We start from the raw sequence: 17,674 nt of genomic DNA on the forward strand, positions 1-17,674 counted from the left end.
AATTTCGGGCAGAGATGCCCGCAACTCTTGTCTTTGAAGGATATACAAAGACACTTTTATTTCATTTTCATCCATCAGCAACCAGTTTTGACACATTTGTGGACTTCTCAGCACCGCCACTTTCTGTAAAATGCGGGACTCAAAACACCTCTGATGGCTTTATTGTAGCAAGTTTTTGACGGAAATGCAAGGATCAAGAAAGATTACTTGAAACTGATTCCGTGTTCTTTTAATTTCTTAATCGTAGCTGGGCCAATTCCTTTCAAGGCAAGGAGTTCTTTTTCTGTCCAGTTTTTGAAGTCAGAAGTTGACTTGATGCCTTCATCATAGAAAGTCTTAGCGCGATCTACTGAGAGGCCACCCAAAGTAGCTGCGAAATCTTCTACTGAATTCGCCACTTTTTGAGCTTGTTCCTTGGTCACTTCTACTGCTTGTTCCACTTTTTTAGAGACAACTTTTCCTGCTTGGCTGGCAGATTTTTCTGCATGTTTCACGACTTTCTTGGTCTCTTCGACAACCTTGGTCACTGTAGTTGAAAATGCACCTGAACGACGAAGGCTATTTCGCAATTGTTTTTTACGTTGAAGTTTCTTTGACATGATAAAATCCTTTCAATAAAAAATCCCTGCTCTGACAAGGATTTAATAAAGATATTCTATCAAGATTTTGGCAAAAAATCAAGAAAGTATCACTATTTTAATAGTTTCTTTCGCCAAATAATCCCTCTGGCAAATCATGGAAACCCTTGCCTGCTTTGAAGTTTTCAAACTTACCCAGCAAGAACTGATAAGCATCCAACCGACTCTCGTAGCGAATCATGGCATCTTTGGCACGCTCGTCTTGATCTTCTTCGTAGACTTTTTGACTTTCCTTGTGCGCCATGTCGTTGATCATGATTTGGGTATTAACCCAGGCTTCAAATTCCTTCATAAATTCTTGTTCGTAACTCATTGGTTCTCCTTATTCTAATCCACGGAAGTAGTCCGTATCAATCTCACGGTAGGGCTGGATATCCTGAACGTACTCTAGCACGCCTTGGAATTCCCCGTTCTCATCGTGTACTGCAGCGTAGGTGATGTGGACAAACTTGCCTCGCGACTCCGACTTGAACCACATCTCATACTTGTCCTTGGTTCCTTCACGAAGTCCCTTCATGATGGTCTTGACCTTGTCTAGGTACTTAGGCGGATGACAGAGTTCAACATTTCGTCCGACTTGGGACGGCGTCCGTTTGAAAATCATCTCATCAGCTGGCGCATTGTCATTGTAATACTGAAAAATATCGTCTTTATTGACAAAGGTAATCTCCATGGGGAGGTGATTGAGGATGAGGTTGGCCTGCTCAACTGAGAGATAGCCATTGCCAAAAGCCTGTTGACTATGACGGTCCAGCACCGCTTCCTTTTCCTTAGGGGGAAAGGTAATGGTGAACTGTCCTTCCGGCGTATCGATAACTTGCTGAACTTGACCTTCAGCAGTGTCTAGTTGTACTGTCTCCTCGGCACTCTTTTCTTCAACGAAATTTTGACGTTCTGGCACCCATTTTTCAGACGGACGGATGATAGCATAGCCATAGGCATCGCTCTCCTCCGCAATCTGAATCCAGTCATCCTGAGTGAAAGACTCAAGGAGAATCATGAGGAGGATGGACTCTTCCTTGAAAATCATACTTTCAAACTCTGTCGCAAAAGCTTCAAAATCTTCTTTTACAGCGCTAATCGGCACTTCTGGTAGTGACTTGGCTGTAGATAGAGCTGTCTGAAAGAGTTCTCTGATCTGATCATCCACTCCCCACATGACTTTTGGAGGTGAATCGTGACCATAGCGCTCCATGATGGGGAAAAAGAGCTCTTCCTTGCGCTGATAGTGAATGTCAAATTGCCCCAAAAGCCCCATTTGACGGACCAAACCCTTACGCATCTCTGCCAGCATTTCCTCGTCTTCCATAGACTCATAGGTATCTAACAATCTCCGAATGCGAATCAGAGCAGCACGGAGAGCCAGATTTTCATCCTTGAAGACGCGAACTGGGTGACCAGGGTGTTCGGTATCCTCCACTTCGACACCCTTAACAGCGTTTTTAAAAAGATTGGCATGGACATCACAGAGTTCCATGACATCTTCAAAGGTGACACCTGAGTCTGAGTTCATCAGCTCGTGCTCCATGAGGGAAATCTCAATAGCTGAGACACCTGTAAAGGTCGCATCAAAACGCTCCTGAACCGACTCAGGAGAGGCACCATTATGCAATTCTAACAAAATATCCCGTAGGATATGAATCCGTTCATCTGCCATTAGTCTAATCCAATCACTTCATAGCCATTCGCTTCCAGTGTGCGGACAATCTTGTCCATAGGCGTTCCTTCAAGCTTAGAACCCTGTTTGAGCGATACTTTGCGACCGACTGTGTTGCGCATCAAGGGATTGGCAAGTGGTTTAAAACCTAGCTCAACTAGGATTTCCAAGACTTCTGGATGCTTGTCCACCACTTCTGCAACGGGTATTGACACATCTATGATATTATCCATGACAACCTCCATGTATGTTATAAAATGATTTTACTGCTTATATTATACCATAAGGACGATTAGCATACACCAAAAAAGAGGGTTTCCCCTCCTTCTTAGTTCTTATCCAGATTGCGTAGCATCTCGTCAATCTTGTTTCCATATTCGATGGATTCGTCTTTGACGAAGGTTAAATCTGGGATTTTGTACAATTTCAAATTGCGACCAAGTTCACGTTTAATCGTACCAGTTGCTTTTTCAAGCCCGATTTGAGCCTTTTGGTTATCCGAAGCAAGGTTACTCAAAATGGTGTAGTAAACCTTGGCAACAGACAAGTCACCTAGCATCTGAACATCTGTAATGGTCACACCTTGGACACGTGGATCACGAACTTTCTTTTGCAAAATCTCATTGACTTCACGCTTGATTTCCATGCCCACACGATCCGTACGGAAATGATTTGCCATGATATTCCTTTCTCTACTTTGAACCAAAAGCTAGGCCAGCAGACCTAGCTATTTCTATTAGATAGAGGAACTAGAGCCATTTGAATCTAGGAAACAAGCCTTAGATAGAACTGAGGTTCATCAAGGCGCTGTTGACGATGAGTCAAATCGGCTATCGTTTCTCTATTATCGTTTGATTTCTTCCATGACATAAGCCTCAATCACATCATCCATCTTGATATCATTGTAGCCGTCAATCATCAATCCACCTTCACGACCGTTTGTAACTTCTTTGACGTCGTCTTTGTAGTGTTTCAGGCTTGCAAGTTCGCCGTCATAGATAACGACACCGTCACGGATGACACGGACTTTAGAATCACGGGTAACCTTACCACTCATAACCATAAATCCACCGATGGTTCCCACTTTAGATACCTTGAAGGTTTCACGGATAACTGCTTCACCGATAACCTTTTCTTCGAATTCTGGATCAAGCATCCCTTTCATAGCTTCTTCCATCTCTTCGATAACCTTGTAGATAATGCTGTGGAGACGGATTTCTACATCGTCAGCTTCGGCTTGTTGGCGAGCTTGTGGTGTAGGGCGTACGTTGAAACCAACGATAAAGGCATTGGAAGCTTCTGCAAGCGTCACGTCAGATTCATTGATGGCACCGACCGCTGAGTGAACGATAGTAACTTTCACACCTTCCACATCAATTTTTTGAAGTGAGGCAGAAAGAGCTTCAACAGAACCTTGGACGTCGGCCTTGATGATAACATTAACTGATTTGAGTTCACCGGCTTTAAGCGTATCAAAGAGGTTTTCAAGGCTAACACGTTGGGTAGCTTGACGTTGTTTCATGAGCGCGCGTTTGGCACGCTCCTCACCTGCTGCACGCGCAGATTTTTCATCTTCGTAAACGGCAAAGTGGTCACCCGCCATTGGTGCTTCGTTCAAACCTGTGATAGAAACTGGTGTTGATGGTCCTGCAACCTTAACACGACGACCAAGGTCATTGGTCATAGCACGGACACGACCAAAGGTATTTCCGACAACAATAGGGTCTTGTACATTCAAGGTACCTTGTTGGACAAGAAGGGTTGCGACCGCACCTTTCCCTTTATCCAAACGAGCTTCGATAACCGTACCGATAGCACGCACTGTTGGGTCTGCCTTGAGTTCTTGGATTTCAGCCACAAGAAGGACTGTTTCCAAGAGTTCATCGATGTTTTGGTTGAATTTGGCTGAGATTTCAACAAATTCAGAATCTCCACCCCAAGCTGTTGACATAACCCCATGCTCTGCCAATTCACCGATAACACGTTCTGGGTTGGCACCTGGTTTATCAATCTTATTGATGGCTACAATGATTGGAACATTCGCTGCTTTTGAGTGGTTGATGGCTTCGATAGTCTGAGGCATAACACCGTCGTCTGCCGCTACAACCAAGATAGTAATATCGGTAACAGATGCACCACGCGCACGCATAGATGTAAAGGCCGCGTGTCCTGGTGTATCAAGGAAAGTAATCTTCTTGCCGTTTTCAACGATTTGGTAGGCACCGATATGCTGAGTGATACCACCCGCTTCACCTGTTGCAACACGAGAGTTACGAAGGGTATCCAAGAGAGTTGTTTTACCATGGTCAACGTGTCCCATGATGGTCACAACTGGTGGACGCTCAACCAGTTCATCTTCATTGAGATAACCATCTTCGACGAAGAAACGTTCGATGTCCGCATTGTCCACTTCTACCTTTTGTTTGGCTTCGATACCATAATCTACCAATAGAAGTTCAATGGTTTCTCCATCCAAAGATTGGTTTTGTGTGGCCATAACACCCATCATAAAGAGTTTCTTAACGATTTCAGCTGGTTCACGTTTGATACGTTTTGCGATTTCCGCAACAGTCATACCATCTGTATATTCAAATTCGCTTGGCAATTCATGGAACTTACGCTCTGTAACAGGTTTTGGAGTCTGGTTACGGTTGTTTTGCTTGTTCCCTTTTTTATTTTTCTTATTGTTATTCCAGTTACTATTTCTTTGATTTCTCACTTGATTCTGACTACTTCGATTCTTTTGTTGTTTTCTAGGACCATCTTCTTCGTGATCATAATCGTCACGTTCTTTGTCTGGTCGAGCTTGTTTTTTACGACGTGTATCCACTGGCGCTTCTTTCGCTACAGGAGCTACTGTTACGGCTGGCTGAGTTTGTTCAGCTAACTTAGCAGCTTCCTCAAAGATTTCCTCAGGCTCCTTGCGTTTATTAGCTTGAGCCAAGGCTTCTTTGGCAGCTTGCGATTGTTTGAAGCGCTCCTCGCTTGAGCGTGCGTACTCTGCATTTTGCTCTGCTTTTAGGGCTGCTGCACGGGCTTTAAAGTCAACACGTGGTCCAGCTTGTTTTGGCTGGAAGTCTTGTTGCTGACGGCGATCATTGCCACGATTTCCTTGACCTTGTGGTTTCTTCCCTTGGTCATTAAATCGGCCATTGTCGCGGTTTCCTTGACCTGGTTTGCCACCATTACGGCCGTCGCCTTTCGGACGGTTACCGTTTTGTTGTTGGTCACGGTTATTGCCCTTGTTTTGTTTGCGTCGCTCTGCCTGCTCTTTTGCACGTGCCTCACGCTCCGCCTTGAAATTTCGGCTCTGCGGTCTTGCAGCCACCACTTTTTCTTCCTTAGGAGCTACAGGTGTAGCTGGTTTACTTTCTTCCTTAGTGACAACTGGTTTAGTTGAAACAGGTTTTTCTTCTTTCTTTTCTACACTTGCTTTTGGTGCTGCAGGTTTTGCTTCTGTTTTAGGAGCACATGCAGACTTAAAGCTGGCAGCAATTTGCTCAGCAGCAGCGGTTTCCACGCTCGATGAGTGGCTTTTTACATCCAAGCCCAACTCTTTTGCACGCGCTACAACTTCTTTACTTTCTTTTCCAAGTTCTTTTGCGATTTCGTACAATCTTTTCTTAGACAAATCATGTCCTCCTCTTCTATTCCATAAGAGACCTCATTTTCTTTGTAAATCCAGCATCTGTCACAGCCAAAACCTTTCTCGATTTTCCGACTGCTATGCTTAATTCCAGTGTTGAAAACACGGTTATAACTTCTACTTGATAATAGTCACTTTTATCTTGAATCTTCTTGGTCAGATTGGGTCCAGCATCATGGGCTAGAAAGACTAGTTTGGCTTTCTGGTCTTGGATGGCCTTGACCACCAATTCCTCACCCGATATGATCCGACCTGCTCGTTGAGCAAGTCCCAAGAGATTGCTTATCTTTTGCTTATTCAAGTCCTAACTCTCTTCTTTTTACTTTGTGATCCACATAAGCAATCAACTCGTCATAAAAGCTTTCTTCCACTTCCATGTTAAAGCTGCGGTTAAAGACTTTCTTCTTTTTTGCCTCTAGGGCTTCTGCATTGTCTAGCTTGATATAAGCGCCACGACCATTGGCCTTGCCTGTCGGATCGATAAAGACCTCTCCTTCCTTGTTCTTGACAATGCGGAGCAAATCACGCTTATCAATCACTTCGTTGGATACAACAGACTTGCGCAAAGGGATTTTTCTTGTTTTCATCTTTCCCTCCTCTAGCAGCTTTTATTCTTCTGTCAATTCGTCCGCAGCTGCGTAATCCACTTGACCTGCTTCTTCCATAGCTTCAAACTCGCTGGCAGACTTGATATCGATACGGTAACCCGTCAAATGAGCTGCCAAGCGAACGTTTTGTCCACGACGACCGATCGCAAGAGAAAGCTTGTTATCAGGTACAACGACCAAGGCACGTTTGCTGTCATTTTCATCAAAGATAACTTGGTCAACCTCTGCCGGTGCGATGGCATTGTAGATAAACTCAGCTGGATCTGCTACCCACTCGATAACGTCGATGTTTTCTTCGACAGGAATCATGCGGTCGCTCTTAGCATCGTAACGAGCTGGGTGGAATTTGCTGGTGATTTTCTTGATATTAGCACCACCACGTCCAACGATTGTACCGATAGCGTCCACGTTTGGATTGTGGCTACGAACGGCAACTTTCGTACGGTCACCAGCTTCGCGGGCTACGCTCATGATTTCGACAGTTCCATCGTACACTTCTGGAATTTCTTGCTCCATCAAACGTTTGATCATTTCTGGATGGCTACGGCTAACAAAGACGTTGACGCCGCGAGGATTGTCTTCGACCTTATAAACATAGACTTCGATACGGTCGTGAGAAGCAAAGACTTCTCCAGGGATTTGGTCTTGTTTGGACAATTGGGCTTCAATGCTGCCAAGGTTGACATAGATAAAGCGGTTATCAAAACGTTCTACTGTGCCTGACATGATTTCTTGCTCATGTTCTTTATAAGTATTGTAGGTAATAGCACGTGTTTGCTTGCGCATTTTTTCCATGATGGTTTGTTTGGCAGATTGGGCAGCTACACGGCCAAACTCAGCAGGTGCTTCTTCAAACTTGATTTTGTCACCAAGCTCATAGGCTGAATTAATGGCAAGAGCATCTTTCAAGCTGATTTCCAAACGACTATCAAATACTTCATCAACAACTTCACGAACAGTATAGACAGTAAAGTCACCTGTTTTTTCGTTGAAGTCAATAGCTACGCTATCAGACTGACCATAGCGTCTGCGATAAGCGGAACGAAGCGACTCTACTACTGCGTCGATGATGTCTTCTTTTTTGATTCCCTTGTCTTCTTCCAAAATGCGGAAGGCCTCTAGCATTTCTTTACTCATGTTTTCTTCACTTTTGAATCCTCAAAAGCTATCCTTTCTTTTCTATAGTTTTACTGCTAAACGTGCTTTTGATACTAAACTGTATGGAATTTGGACAGTTTTCTTACGTGTTTTGTCCATGTACTCCATGGTCAACTCATCCTCTTCAAAGGATAGCAAGGTTCCCTCAAAGACTTTTTGCTTATCGATGGCCTGGTAGAGCCCGACATGGATGTATTTACCAACTGCTCCAGCGATAGCATCCTTGGTTTTCAAAGGACGTTCCAAGCCTGGACTGGTAATTTCTAGGAAATATTGTTCTGGGAAGGGATCAGGCTTGATAGTATCAAGAACAGGACTGATGATTTCTGTCAGGTCTGCCGTGTCGTTCAAGGTAATTCCTTCAGGTTTATCTACAAAAATACTGAGAATCATGTCACTGCCAATCTTTCCATACTCGATATCCACGAGTTCGAAAGGTGCTTGAATGACAGGTTCTACAACTTCTCTGACTAATTCTACGATTGTTGCGATTGCGTCCACCTCCTCATAAGCAAGAGGCGAAGATATTTCCCCGCCTCTCTTTCTCATATTCTTACTATCAGTATAGCACGTTTGTCAATTTATGTAAAGCATAAGCACTCAAACGGCTGGTTTTCAAGCTATTTCTTAAAATTCTGCCTCAACTCGGTAGATCACTTGACCTTTGCTGGAGAATTTTTGCTCATATTCCGTCATGACATTGCCTTCAAAATCACTGGCATGTAAGTCTAGCCAGACACCATTGAGCTTCATCCCATACTGAGAAAAGCTCACCAGGCTGTACTCAAATAAGCCACGGTTGTCTGTCTTGAAATGGATTTCCCCATTCTCAGGCAAGATACGCTTGAAGGTATCCAAGAAACTCTTGTAAGTCAAACGACGTTTTTCATGGCGTTTTTTAGGCCAGGGATCTGAAAAGTTTAGGTAGAGACGATCAATTTCACCGTCTTCGAAATAGTCAGTCAGATCTGAACCATCTACCCACAGCAATTTGATGTTGGGAACTCCAACTTCAAGCACCTTGTCCAAGGCATAACTCAATACCGACTTTTGGATATCAATCCCAATGTAGTTGATGTCAGGATTTTGTTTGGCCATTCCAGATACGAAGGCTCCTTTTCCACTTCCAACTTCAACATGAATAGGATGATCATTTCCAAACAAGTCTCGCCATTTCCCTTTAGCCTCCAAGGGATTGAGGACCACATACTGGGGATTAGCCTCTAGTAACTCTGTCGCCCCTTTACGATTTCTAACTCTCATCTCTTCTTTCCATACTTGTCACGAAAGATACGCAAGGCATAAATCTCCCGGTTTACATTATCTAAATCTTGATTTACAAAGTATTTGGCAATCTGGCTCAAGTAAGAATACTGACCATACCAATACAATTTATCTAACACTGTCTGATTGTACTTATAACCGTAATAAGTTAGCCAATCATGCCAATGTTGCTCTGGAATATAATGACACAGCATATGCGCCACATCAAACATGCGATCCGTCAGGCGAACCGAATCCCAATCCACTAAATAAACAAGCCCACTCTCTGTCTCAATCCAATTACTATGGCGAAGATCCCCATGCACAATCGTTGCATGGTCTTCCCTAAATCCTGGAACCGTCCTGCGCAAATCATCGATCACCGAGTTTAAGTACTGATGTCGTTTCAAGACTTCAGGCGCTTCTTGCCTCCAAGACTGCAACAAGTCTACTGGCGTCTCCATGGTATATCCCAAACGGCTCAACTGCTTCATCAAGGGACGTGAGCGGTGAAGACGTGTCAAGATATTGATGATCTGCTTGCGGTTCATATCGTGCGGTGTCAAGATTTTACCCGTCAACCATTCTTGGGCACACATATCACGACCATCTGGCAAACGACGAGTCCATAGTAATTGAGGAGCGATTTGTTCTCTGGCTAGGCCAGGTAGGATTGGAGAGGTGTTCATTTTTACAAAGACGCGCTTCCCATCAGGGTAGCTTCCCATATAAGCTTTGCCGCTCTTCCCAGGTATAGGGGTCAGCGTTAGCTCATTATCACCCAAGTCCATTTCTTTCCTCCGTATAAAGTTTCCTTACTATTCTACTAGTTTTTGGTCTATTCGTCAACCAGTCTTTTCAGTTGGTAAGGTAAATAAAACAATTGTAGGAAGAGACTAGCTCCTACAAGAACCAACAAGGATATTTTTTCTTGAAAAACCACTGCTCCGACCAGCAATTCTAACAAAAGAACTGCACTTCCCACACCGACTACAATCTGTTTCAGACCCTTTTCTTTCTCCCCTTTTTCTAGTGGAAAGAGCTGGGTCAAGTACTGGTAGTCAAAAGCGTGATAGAGGCCCAGCAACTGAAAGAGCAAGAGGTAGTTAAACAGCACTACCACCGCTGTCGCTATCCAAGCTTGCTCGATAAAGATCACAGCTAATAAGGATAGGAGCAAGAGACGCAAACTGAGGGCAAAGAGGTCTCCATTTCGCAGGTAAGAACGAAGATAGAGATTTTGCCAGATCTTCCCTGGAACCTTTTGAACCGTCTTTAGGATAAAATCCAGATAAGCTCGGCGCTTGACGCTGTTAGAAATCCCCTTGACCTGAGTAAAGAGAGCAAAGAAACGAAGCAAGATTTGCTTGCGTTTGCTTTCTTGGGCGATCACATAGTCCCAATCCAATCCAGTCTCAGTAAGAAATTTACTGGCTTTTTGGCGAAAGAGGAAGTATTTCCCAGTCCCCAATAAAAACACATAGACGAGAAAGACTGGCAAGCCATAACCCATGGCTAAAAACAAGGGTGCAAATAAGGATAAACAGAGAGTCTGCACCAAAAGCCAAAAGACCAGTGAGCGCACTGTCTGCCCTTTGAGGTAGGACTTGACCTCCTCTTCACTGACTAAGAGAAAGAGTTTATCCGGTCCTTCCATATAGGTCGCGATTCCTCCCCAAGCTAAAAGCAAGGCAGAGACAATCCCCAAAAACAAGAGAATAGGCCAATGATTTTCAGGAAAATTTTGCAAAAGTTGACTATACTGGTAGGCTAGAAAACCGATGAGAACCAGCAGGAACAAGACAAAGTGGTCATTGAGAACATAGCGCAGATAACCGACACACTCCTTGCGAAAGGCCTGCTTTCTCTTTAAAAACAAGTCTTTCATAGCTCCTCCTCTTTGGTCAGAGCCAAGTAAATATCATTCAAACTAGCATCAGGCATTGCAAAAGCACCCCGGAGTTGCTGGAGGTTCCCCTGAGCCCGAACCTCTCCCTTGTGGAGAATGACAAAGGCATCACACATCTTTTCTGCTGAGTCTAGCACGTGGGTACTCATGAGAATGGACTTGCCTTTTTGCTTTTCCACTTCTAGAAGCTGAATCAAGTCAGAAATGGCCAGCGGATCGAGGCCAAGAAAAGGTTCATCAACGATGAAAAGACTCGGATCTACGACAAAGGCACAGATAATCATGACCTTCTGCTTCATCCCTTTGGAAAAATGCACTGGGAACCAGTCTAATTTTTGGTCCAGACGGAACATTTTTAACAAAGGTTCTACTCGATCAAAAGCCACTTTCTGATCGATACCATGAGCCATGGCAACCGTTTCGATATGCTCTCTGAGAGTCAATTCCTCGTACAAGCTAGGCGTTTCTGGGATGTAGCCAATCTGCTTGCGATAGTTGGTCGCATCTTCTCGCAGGGTGAGACCATTAATCTTGATTTCCCCACTGTAAGGTGTCAACAGACCAATAATCTCATTGATAGTCGTTGATTTCCCAGCACCGTTGAGACCAATCAAACCGACCAACTGCCCACTTTCAACTGTAAAGGACACATCTTTCAAGACAGGAACGTGAACATAGCCTCCTGTCAGGTTTTTAATTTCTAACATATTTTCTCCGAATCTGGTATAATGTAGCTATATTATATCAAAATTCAATACAGTAGAGGTGGATTTTATGTCAGATTGCATTTTTTGTAAGATCATCGCAGGGGATATTCCTGCTTCAAAAGTATACGAGGATGAGCAGGTTCTTGCCTTTCTTGATATCTCTCAAGTAACGCCTGGACACACCCTCATTGTACCAAAAGGGCACTATCGCAATCTTTTGGAGATGGATGCTGCGAGCGCCAGCCAACTCTTTGCCCAAGTGCCAACAGTGGCTCAAAAAGTCATGAAGGCTACTAAAGCTGTTGGCATGAATATCATTACCAACTGTGAGGAAGTCGCTGGTCAAACGGTCTTTCATACCCATGTGCATCTCGTACCTCGCTACGGTGCAGAAGATGACCTCAAGATTGACTTTATTGCCCACGAACCTGACTTTGACAAACTTGCCCAAGTCGCTGAAACTATTAGAAATGCCTAAGGAGTTGCCATGAAACTATCAAATCTACTGCTATTCGTAGGAGCTGCAGCTGGAAGTTATTTTGTCGTAAAAAATCGCCAAGCCATCACAGAGGAATTTGTGGATACTAGCGACCGTGTCGAGGCTATGAAGGAGGATTTGGATATCATTCAAAACAGCCTGCAAATCATCGACCAACAAAAAGCCCTTATCAAGGAATACCAAAAAGACCTAACCTACAAGTTCAAAGTCTTAGAAAAGGATTTCCAAACCAGAATGGCAGTCCTCCAAGAAGAAAAACAAGGATAAGAGAGTCTCTAACTTTCCTTAAACTCTTTTTGGGACACTGAGCCCGAACAGAAAAAGGAGGGAATGAAAGTGAAACAGTTTTTAAAAGTTCTAGCGAAGGTCATCGCGATCCCTTGTGGTTGCCTCTGCCTGCTTGCAGCCTTGGCATTTCTACTACTGATGAATCTTTTCAAGGCCTCACCGAGTGACATCCAAAAAGGGAATGATGACTTAAAACAAACCTTTATCTCTCTTGACATGCCTCCTGAAAAAGTAGAATCAAATGGAAGGTATCAATTTGAGGGTGGAGGCTTACATTTTTATGTTACTTTCTCAGATGAGGTCATCAATAGCCACCCCGTCCTAAAAGAAAGTCCAAAACTCTCCAAAAACCGACTCGAAGTCTATGTCCTCCAGACAGGAGAGATTTCCTACTATAAAGTAGGGGATAACTTGTTCAATCATGGCTTATTCCAATTTTTAGAGAAGGAGGGCGAGAAGTATTTCCAAGAAAAAGGAAAGAAATTTAACCCTAATTACTCACTTCTCTTTTGGAATAATCAGGAAAGTTTTAAAAAGGGAATCGCATTCTATGAAAAAGCTTTGACCTTAGTAGATATTCAGGATAATTCGGCGATTAAGCGCATTGATACCGTCACCGTTAAGCCTGGAAAGGAAGAGGAATTCAAGCAACTCATCCAGGAGATGGATGTGGCTGGCTTGCTCACTCAAAAGTATAAATAGTAGACCAGCTGGAAAATGATTTCCCCAATGATAAATTTTTAAAGATAACAAAAAAAGAGCCAATCGACTCTTTTTGTTTTATTCTCCTTCAAAGGCATCTTTTATATGGTCAAAGAAGCCTTTTTTCTTTGGATTGACTTTCAAGTCACCTGCAGCTGCGAATTCCTTCAAAGCTGCTTTTTGGCGGTCGTTTAAGCCTGTCGGAGTCACGACATTGACTGTAACGTATTGATCACCAACGGCACCTCCACGAAGGCTTGGCGCTCCCTTGCCACGTAGACGGAATTTCTTACCTGTCTGAGTTCCTTCTGGGATGACCAATTCAACATCACCATGTACAGTTGGAATTTCCACAGTATCTCCAAGGGCTGCTTGGACAAAGTTGAGGTTCAGATTGTAGAAGATAGTCGTTCCTTCACGTTCAAACTTATCACTAGCTTCAACTGAAACCACCACGTACAAGTCTCCGTAAGGTCCACCGTTAAAGCCGGCTTCACCTTGACCCGCTAAGCGGATTTGTTGGCCTGTTTCCACACCAGCAGGAATCTTCACATGTACGCTATGAGCTTGTTTTTCATGACCTGTTCCGTGACAAGTTGTACATGGATCTTTAATTTCCTTTCCGCGACCATGACAGACATCACAGGTTACTTGGCGGCGCATCATACCAAGCGGAGTTTGCGTATCAACGTTAATGACACCAGCGCCATGACAGCGTCCACAAGTGACTGGACTTGTCCCTGGCTTAGCACCAGAGCCATTACATGTACGACAGCTGGCTTCACGATTGTATTTAACTTCTTTTTCCGTTCCAAAGATAGCTTCTTCAAAGGTCAAGTTCACACGATACTGGAGATCATCACCTTGACGAGGAGCGTTTGGATTGCGCGAAGCCCCGCCTCCACCAAAGAAACTTGAGAAAATATCCTCAAAACCACCGAAGCCACTTGCTCCGTCAAAGCCACCGAAACCGCCAGTACCACCAAAGCCACCGTTGGCACCTGTAGCACCATACTGGTCGTAGGCTGCACGTTTTTGGTCGTCACTCAAAGTCTCATAGGCTTCTTGAACTTCCTTGTACTTTTCCTCAGCACCAGGTTCCTTATTGATATCTGGGTGATATTTTTTTGAAAGCTTACGATAAGCCTTTTTGATCTCGTCTGCCGAAGCGTTTTTTGACACCCCCAGACGATCATAAAATTCAGTATTGTTCATACAAGATACTAAGAGCGAACAGAAAGCGACTGAAATTTAGGAAACCGACAAGAAATCCTGATTTCTTAGGAGGTTTATCTAATTCCCAAGCTTTCCGCTCGAGTTCAATTACGAACACCCTTATTCCTTTCTATAATTTATAAGCAAATCATTAGAGGGTATTTTCTATACTCTGCTTCACTTCATCAAACTCTTTGTCCGATAGAGTAAAAATCAAGTCCTCTTCTGAATATTCGTTCTGTTCTTTAAAATAGTTGTCAGTATTTTCTGCCAAACCTAGACCAAGAATCACTTTTCTTGCAAACTCTTGATGTGCAAAGCCAATAGCAGTAATGATATTTTTATCTTGCAGGACAGCTTTTGCTTTGAAATTTTCCCGAGGAAGAAATTCAAAATAATCAAAGAAGTTTTGCCAAATCCCACCAGTAAATTCCGTGTCATTCAACAAGCCAGCTTTCGCTAACAAAATGGGCGCAGAAGAAATTGCTGTAATTAAGATATCCTGCTCACCGAGTTCTCTCAAAAATGAGGCTAATTTTTCATCCTGTAGAACAGGCCCTATATTTACCATTCCTGGCAAAATCACACAAGAATACTCTTCTATACGTACTTGATCCAATGTTTTTGTAGGTAAACAAGGCAAGCCATCTTCAGAGACCACCATCGAATGATCTGAAGCTACATAATCAATCGTGATGTCAAAAGACAGAGCCAAAGTACTCGTTAAAGAGGATATCTCATAAAGAGAAAAATTAGGATAAAGGATACAAAGTACTTTTTTCATAAGCAACACCCTCTATTTTACCGAAAAACAGAGGCTGGGTTGCAACCTCTGCGAATAAGTAAATTAACTTTATTTTGATTTTAAATATCCTATAAGTACAGAAACATTTATATATTTTTGTCGCTTCTTAGTATTGGCTATAAAATTCCAATAGATTAGAAGGAATACACAGACAACCCAAACCATGCCAATTATAAACGATATTATAAATTCTGGTTTTTGTATGGTTGCTGATACTAGTGCTGATACTAGCGCCGACAACAATACTGAAGTAACAAAATTCCTTACCGCTTCATCATTTTTGACACAACTATCATGTTCAGCTAATATAATTTCTCTATATCTAGCTAAATATTCTATTGGAATATTGTCAATAAAATCTTTTGATGTTCTATAGTTGTCAGCTCGACTACAAAAATCATTATAAACCTTTCGTGTATTTTTTAGATACTCTTCATCCGATACACTCATCTTATTTCTCCGTAAACTCTCCGTCTACGACGTCATCGCCTGCATTTCCTGTTGCTTGTGCGCCTTCTGCCCCTGCTTGAGCTTGTTGAGCTGCTGCGGCTTGTTCGTAGAGTTTAACAGCAAGTCCTTGAGCTTTTTCGTTCAACGCTTCAAGTTTTGCTTTCATTTCATCCAAGTTATTATCTTCTTGGGCTTTCTTAAGGTCATCAAGGGCAGCTTGAGCAGCATCACGTTCTGCATCGAAGCCTTTACCTTCAGTTTCCTTGATTGTCTTTTCAGTCGCAAAGATTGCTTGGTCTACTTCGTTACGAAGGTCAACTTCTTCTTTACGTTTCTTATCTGCTTCAGCGTTAGCTTCTGCATCTTTCATCATGCGGTCGATTTCTTCGTCAGTCAAGCCAGAGTTAGATTGGATAACGATTGTTTGCTCTTTTTGAGTTCCAAGGTCTTTAGCCTTAACAGACACGATACCGTTCTTGTCGATGTCGAAAGTTACTTCGATTTGAGGAATTCCACGAGGTGCAGCTGGGATATCTGTCAATTGGAAACGTCCAAGAGTCTTGTTATCTGCTGCCATTGGGCGTTCACCTTGAAGAACGTGGATATCAACGGCTGGTTGGTTGTCTGCCGCAGTTGAGAAGACTTGTGATTTAGATGTTGGAATAGTAGTGTTGCGGTCGATAAGTTTTGTGAAGACACCACCCATTGTTTCGATACCAAGTGACAATGGAGTTACGTCAAGAAGGACAACGTCTTTAACATCACCAGTGATCACACCACCTTGGATCGCAGCACCCATAGCAACAACTTCATCAGGGTTTACTGATTTGTTTGGTTCTTTACCAGTTTCAGCCTTAACAGCTTCTACAACGGCTGGGATACGAGTTGAACCACCAACAAGGATAACTTCATCGATTTCTGACAAGCTCAAACCTGCATCTGAAAGGGCTTGACGAACTGGGACTTTTGTACGTTCTACAAGGTCACGAGTCAAATCGTCAAATTTCGCACGAGTCAAGGTCATTTCCAAGTGAAGAGGTCCAGCTTCACCCGCAGTGATGAATGGCAAGCTGATTTGTGTTGAAGTTACACCTGAAAGGTCTTTCTTAGCCTTTTCAGCTGCATCTTTCAAACGTTGCATTGCCATCTTGTCAGTAGACAAGTCAATACCATTTTCTTTCTTGAATTCTGCTACCAAGTGGTCGATGATTTTTTGGTCAAAGTCGTCACCACCGAGTTTGTTGTCCCCTGCAGTTGACAATACATCGAAGACACCGTCACCCAATTCAAGGATAGATACGTCAAACGTACCACCACCAAGGTCGAATACCAAGATTTTTTCTTCTTTGTCAGTCTTATCCAAACCGTAAGCAAGTGCTGCTGCAGTTGGCTCGTTAACGATACGTTCTACTTCAAGACCAGCAATTTTACCAGCGTCTTTTGTTGCTTGGCGTTGAGCATCGTTAAAGTAAGCTGGAACTGTAATAACTGCTTTAGTTACTTTTTCACCAAGGTAATCTTCAGCGTAACCTTTCAAGTATTGAAGGATCATAGCTGAGATTTCTTGTGGAGTGTATTCTTTTCCGTTAGCAGAAACTTTTTCAGAAGTTCCCATCTTAGATTTGATAGAGATAACTGTATCTGGGTTTGTAACTGCTTGACGTTTCGCAGCGTCACCAACGATGATTTCACCGTTTTTGAATGATACTACAGATGGAGTTGTACGGTTACCTTCTGGGTTTGCGATGATTTTGCTTTCAGTTCCTTCAAGAACTGCAACTGCTGAGTTTGTTGTACCTAAGTCAATACCGATAATTTTAGACATGTGTTTTTCTCCTTGTTAGTTAATTTTCTATTTTTGATATTTCCCTTAAGTGGTGGGGACGTGAGCAACTCCCTTCGGGATTTCATCACTTATTTTTGAGCCTATTGTCTCAAAAATCCCCTGTTTCAGTAGCTTATGCTACTGAAACTTTCACCACAGTGGGCAATATCTTCCTTGCAAGCCTCCGGCTTGCTTTTTATCTTTCTTCATAGTTTTTTGTCGTTTCGGACAAGTTTTCAATGTATTTATGTTGCGACACGAGAAGTCGAAATCGATTTTATTTCGACGACGAGTTAGTAAGGAG

At 43.1% G+C, this 17,674-nt stretch carries 21 protein-coding genes; 3 read left to right on the forward strand and 18 right to left on the reverse strand.

From position 1 onward, the window contains the following. Positions 1 to 203 precede the first annotated feature (203 nt). From E2R31_RS01920 to E2R31_RS01985, 14 genes are all read right to left on the reverse strand, one after another. Entirely contained in the window at positions 204 to 599 is a 396-nt protein-coding gene (locus tag E2R31_RS01920) for a helix-hairpin-helix domain-containing protein (protein WP_132972569.1), read from the reverse strand. A gap of 97 nt (positions 600 to 696) precedes the next feature. Then, entirely contained in the window at positions 697 to 951 is a 255-nt protein-coding gene (locus tag E2R31_RS01925) for a DUF1912 family protein (protein ID WP_000119707.1), read from the reverse strand. A gap of 9 nt (positions 952 to 960) precedes the next feature. Then, positions 961 to 2,295 carry a DUF438 domain-containing protein gene (locus E2R31_RS01930; protein WP_132972571.1) on the reverse strand — a complete coding sequence of 445 codons (1,335 nt, stop codon included), beginning with the start codon at positions 2,293 to 2,295 and terminating at the stop codon, positions 961 to 963. After that, positions 2,295 to 2,528, reverse strand: coding sequence for a DUF1858 domain-containing protein (locus tag E2R31_RS01935; RefSeq protein ID WP_000368739.1), 234 nt, complete (start codon positions 2,526 to 2,528; stop codon positions 2,295 to 2,297). Before E2R31_RS01935 ends, E2R31_RS01930 begins: the two co-directional genes overlap by 1 nt. A 95-nt stretch (positions 2,529 to 2,623) precedes the next feature. Further along, positions 2,624 to 2,974: a 30S ribosome-binding factor RbfA gene (gene rbfA, locus E2R31_RS01940; protein ID WP_001273601.1), complete on the reverse strand. Its 351-nt coding sequence runs from the start codon at positions 2,972 to 2,974 to the stop codon at positions 2,624 to 2,626. Positions 2,975 to 3,139: 165 nt separating this feature from the next. After that, on the reverse strand, positions 3,140 to 5,926 hold the full coding sequence (gene infB / locus E2R31_RS01945; protein WP_132972573.1) for a translation initiation factor IF-2: 2,787 nt from the start codon (positions 5,924 to 5,926) through the stop codon (positions 3,140 to 3,142). A gap of 16 nt (positions 5,927 to 5,942) precedes the next feature. Next, a complete protein-coding gene (locus E2R31_RS01950) occupies positions 5,943 to 6,242 on the reverse strand; it encodes a YlxQ-related RNA-binding protein (RefSeq protein WP_001041396.1) in 300 nt (99 codons plus the stop codon). Further along, complete coding sequence (rnpM, locus tag E2R31_RS01955) at positions 6,235 to 6,528, reverse strand: RNase P modulator RnpM (protein ID WP_006144965.1); 294 nt, start codon at positions 6,526 to 6,528, stop codon at positions 6,235 to 6,237. The genes E2R31_RS01950 and rnpM overlap by 8 nt, the downstream gene beginning before the upstream one ends. Before the next feature lie 21 nt (positions 6,529 to 6,549). After that, positions 6,550 to 7,686: a transcription termination factor NusA gene (gene nusA / locus E2R31_RS01960; RefSeq protein WP_000032278.1), complete on the reverse strand. Its 1,137-nt coding sequence runs from the start codon at positions 7,684 to 7,686 to the stop codon at positions 6,550 to 6,552. 42 nt (positions 7,687 to 7,728) lie between these two features. After that, the gene (rimP, locus tag E2R31_RS01965; RefSeq protein ID WP_132972575.1) at positions 7,729 to 8,208 is read right to left on the reverse strand and encodes a ribosome maturation factor RimP; all 480 of its coding nucleotides are present in this window, start codon (positions 8,206 to 8,208) and stop codon (positions 7,729 to 7,731) included. A gap of 126 nt (positions 8,209 to 8,334) precedes the next feature. Further along, complete coding sequence (gene trmB / locus E2R31_RS01970; RefSeq protein ID WP_001266088.1) at positions 8,335 to 8,970, reverse strand: tRNA (guanosine(46)-N7)-methyltransferase TrmB; 636 nt, start codon at positions 8,968 to 8,970, stop codon at positions 8,335 to 8,337. Next, positions 8,967 to 9,761 carry a cell cycle regulator CcrZ gene (ccrZ, locus tag E2R31_RS01975; RefSeq protein ID WP_132972577.1) on the reverse strand — a complete coding sequence of 265 codons (795 nt, stop codon included), beginning with the start codon at positions 9,759 to 9,761 and terminating at the stop codon, positions 8,967 to 8,969. The genes trmB and ccrZ overlap by 4 nt, the downstream gene beginning before the upstream one ends. A 47-nt stretch (positions 9,762 to 9,808) precedes the next feature. Then, entirely contained in the window at positions 9,809 to 10,858 is a 1,050-nt protein-coding gene (locus E2R31_RS01980) for an ABC transporter permease (RefSeq protein ID WP_132972579.1), read from the reverse strand. Next, positions 10,855 to 11,586 (reverse strand): ABC transporter ATP-binding protein, encoded by a 732-nt coding sequence (locus tag E2R31_RS01985; protein WP_132972581.1) that lies wholly within the window; start codon positions 11,584 to 11,586, stop codon positions 10,855 to 10,857. The genes E2R31_RS01980 and E2R31_RS01985 overlap by 4 nt, the downstream gene beginning before the upstream one ends. A 67-nt stretch (positions 11,587 to 11,653) precedes the next feature. Here E2R31_RS01985 and E2R31_RS01990 point away from each other — a divergent pair, with 67 nt between their 5' ends. The 3 genes from E2R31_RS01990 (at position 11,654) to E2R31_RS02000 (ending at position 13,075) form a co-directional block, all read left to right on the forward strand. After that, a complete protein-coding gene (locus E2R31_RS01990; protein ID WP_125838080.1) occupies positions 11,654 to 12,064 on the forward strand; it encodes an HIT family protein in 411 nt (136 codons plus the stop codon). Positions 12,065 to 12,073: 9 nt separating this feature from the next. After that, positions 12,074 to 12,352: a hypothetical protein gene (locus E2R31_RS01995; RefSeq protein WP_084976036.1), complete on the forward strand. Its 279-nt coding sequence runs from the start codon at positions 12,074 to 12,076 to the stop codon at positions 12,350 to 12,352. A 63-nt stretch (positions 12,353 to 12,415) separates the two neighbouring features. Beyond that, on the forward strand, positions 12,416 to 13,075 hold the full coding sequence (locus E2R31_RS02000; RefSeq protein ID WP_132972583.1) for a hypothetical protein: 660 nt from the start codon (positions 12,416 to 12,418) through the stop codon (positions 13,073 to 13,075). Positions 13,076 to 13,153: 78 nt separating this feature from the next. Here the strand turns inward: E2R31_RS02000 and dnaJ are convergent, their stop codons facing one another. The 4 genes from dnaJ to dnaK all read right to left on the reverse strand — a co-directional run bounded on the left by dnaJ (position 13,154) and on the right by dnaK (position 17,370). Then, positions 13,154 to 14,290 carry a molecular chaperone DnaJ gene (gene dnaJ, locus E2R31_RS02005; protein ID WP_132972585.1) on the reverse strand — a complete coding sequence of 379 codons (1,137 nt, stop codon included), beginning with the start codon at positions 14,288 to 14,290 and terminating at the stop codon, positions 13,154 to 13,156. A gap of 151 nt (positions 14,291 to 14,441) precedes the next feature. After that, positions 14,442 to 15,074: a DJ-1/PfpI family protein gene (locus E2R31_RS02010; RefSeq protein ID WP_132972587.1), complete on the reverse strand. Its 633-nt coding sequence runs from the start codon at positions 15,072 to 15,074 to the stop codon at positions 14,442 to 14,444. Between the two features lie 69 nt (positions 15,075 to 15,143). Next, on the reverse strand, positions 15,144 to 15,545 hold the full coding sequence (locus E2R31_RS02015; RefSeq protein WP_084948515.1) for a tRNA (guanine-N7)-methyltransferase: 402 nt from the start codon (positions 15,543 to 15,545) through the stop codon (positions 15,144 to 15,146). Between the two features lies 1 nt (position 15,546). Continuing rightward, the gene (gene dnaK, locus E2R31_RS02020; RefSeq protein ID WP_000034667.1) at positions 15,547 to 17,370 is read right to left on the reverse strand and encodes a molecular chaperone DnaK; all 1,824 of its coding nucleotides are present in this window, start codon (positions 17,368 to 17,370) and stop codon (positions 15,547 to 15,549) included. Between the last annotated feature and the right edge of the window lie 304 nt (positions 17,371 to 17,674).

The sequence above is a fragment of the Streptococcus downii genome (assembly GCF_004353325.1).
Taxonomy (GTDB): domain Bacteria; phylum Bacillota; class Bacilli; order Lactobacillales; family Streptococcaceae; genus Streptococcus; species Streptococcus downii.

What these genes read in the sequence shown, in the direction of transcription:
- E2R31_RS01920 (WP_132972569.1), bottom strand. Translation starts at nt 599, where the DNA reads ATGTCAAAGAAACTTCAACGTAAAAAACAATTGCGAAATAGCCTTCGT.
- E2R31_RS01925 (WP_000119707.1), bottom strand. Translation starts at nt 951, where the DNA reads ATGAGTTACGAACAAGAATTTATGAAGGAATTTGAAGCCTGGGTTAAT.
- E2R31_RS01930 (WP_132972571.1), bottom strand. Translation starts at nt 2,295, where the DNA reads ATGGCAGATGAACGGATTCATATCCTACGGGATATTTTGTTAGAATTG.
- E2R31_RS01935 (WP_000368739.1), bottom strand. Translation starts at nt 2,528, where the DNA reads ATGGATAATATCATAGATGTGTCAATACCCGTTGCAGAAGTGGTGGAC.
- rbfA (WP_001273601.1), bottom strand. Translation starts at nt 2,974, where the DNA reads ATGGCAAATCATTTCCGTACGGATCGTGTGGGCATGGAAATCAAGCGT.
- rnpM (WP_006144965.1), bottom strand. Translation starts at nt 6,528, where the DNA reads ATGAAAACAAGAAAAATCCCTTTGCGCAAGTCTGTTGTATCCAACGAA.
- nusA (WP_000032278.1), bottom strand. Translation starts at nt 7,686, where the DNA reads ATGAGTAAAGAAATGCTAGAGGCCTTCCGCATTTTGGAAGAAGACAAG.
- trmB (WP_001266088.1), bottom strand. Translation starts at nt 8,970, where the DNA reads ATGAGAGTTAGAAATCGTAAAGGGGCGACAGAGTTACTAGAGGCTAAT.
- ccrZ (WP_132972577.1), bottom strand. Translation starts at nt 9,761, where the DNA reads ATGGACTTGGGTGATAATGAGCTAACGCTGACCCCTATACCTGGGAAG.
- E2R31_RS01980 (WP_132972579.1), bottom strand. Translation starts at nt 10,858, where the DNA reads ATGAAAGACTTGTTTTTAAAGAGAAAGCAGGCCTTTCGCAAGGAGTGT.
- E2R31_RS01985 (WP_132972581.1), bottom strand. Translation starts at nt 11,586, where the DNA reads ATGTTAGAAATTAAAAACCTGACAGGAGGCTATGTTCACGTTCCTGTC.
- E2R31_RS01990 (WP_125838080.1), top strand. Translation starts at nt 11,654, where the DNA reads ATGTCAGATTGCATTTTTTGTAAGATCATCGCAGGGGATATTCCTGCT.
- E2R31_RS01995 (WP_084976036.1), top strand. Translation starts at nt 12,074, where the DNA reads ATGAAACTATCAAATCTACTGCTATTCGTAGGAGCTGCAGCTGGAAGT.
- E2R31_RS02000 (WP_132972583.1), top strand. Translation starts at nt 12,416, where the DNA reads ATGAAAGTGAAACAGTTTTTAAAAGTTCTAGCGAAGGTCATCGCGATC.
- dnaJ (WP_132972585.1), bottom strand. Translation starts at nt 14,290, where the DNA reads ATGAACAATACTGAATTTTATGATCGTCTGGGGGTGTCAAAAAACGCT.
- E2R31_RS02010 (WP_132972587.1), bottom strand. Translation starts at nt 15,074, where the DNA reads ATGAAAAAAGTACTTTGTATCCTTTATCCTAATTTTTCTCTTTATGAG.
- E2R31_RS02015 (WP_084948515.1), bottom strand. Translation starts at nt 15,545, where the DNA reads ATGAGTGTATCGGATGAAGAGTATCTAAAAAATACACGAAAGGTTTAT.
- dnaK (WP_000034667.1), bottom strand. Translation starts at nt 17,370, where the DNA reads ATGTCTAAAATTATCGGTATTGACTTAGGTACAACAAACTCAGCAGTT.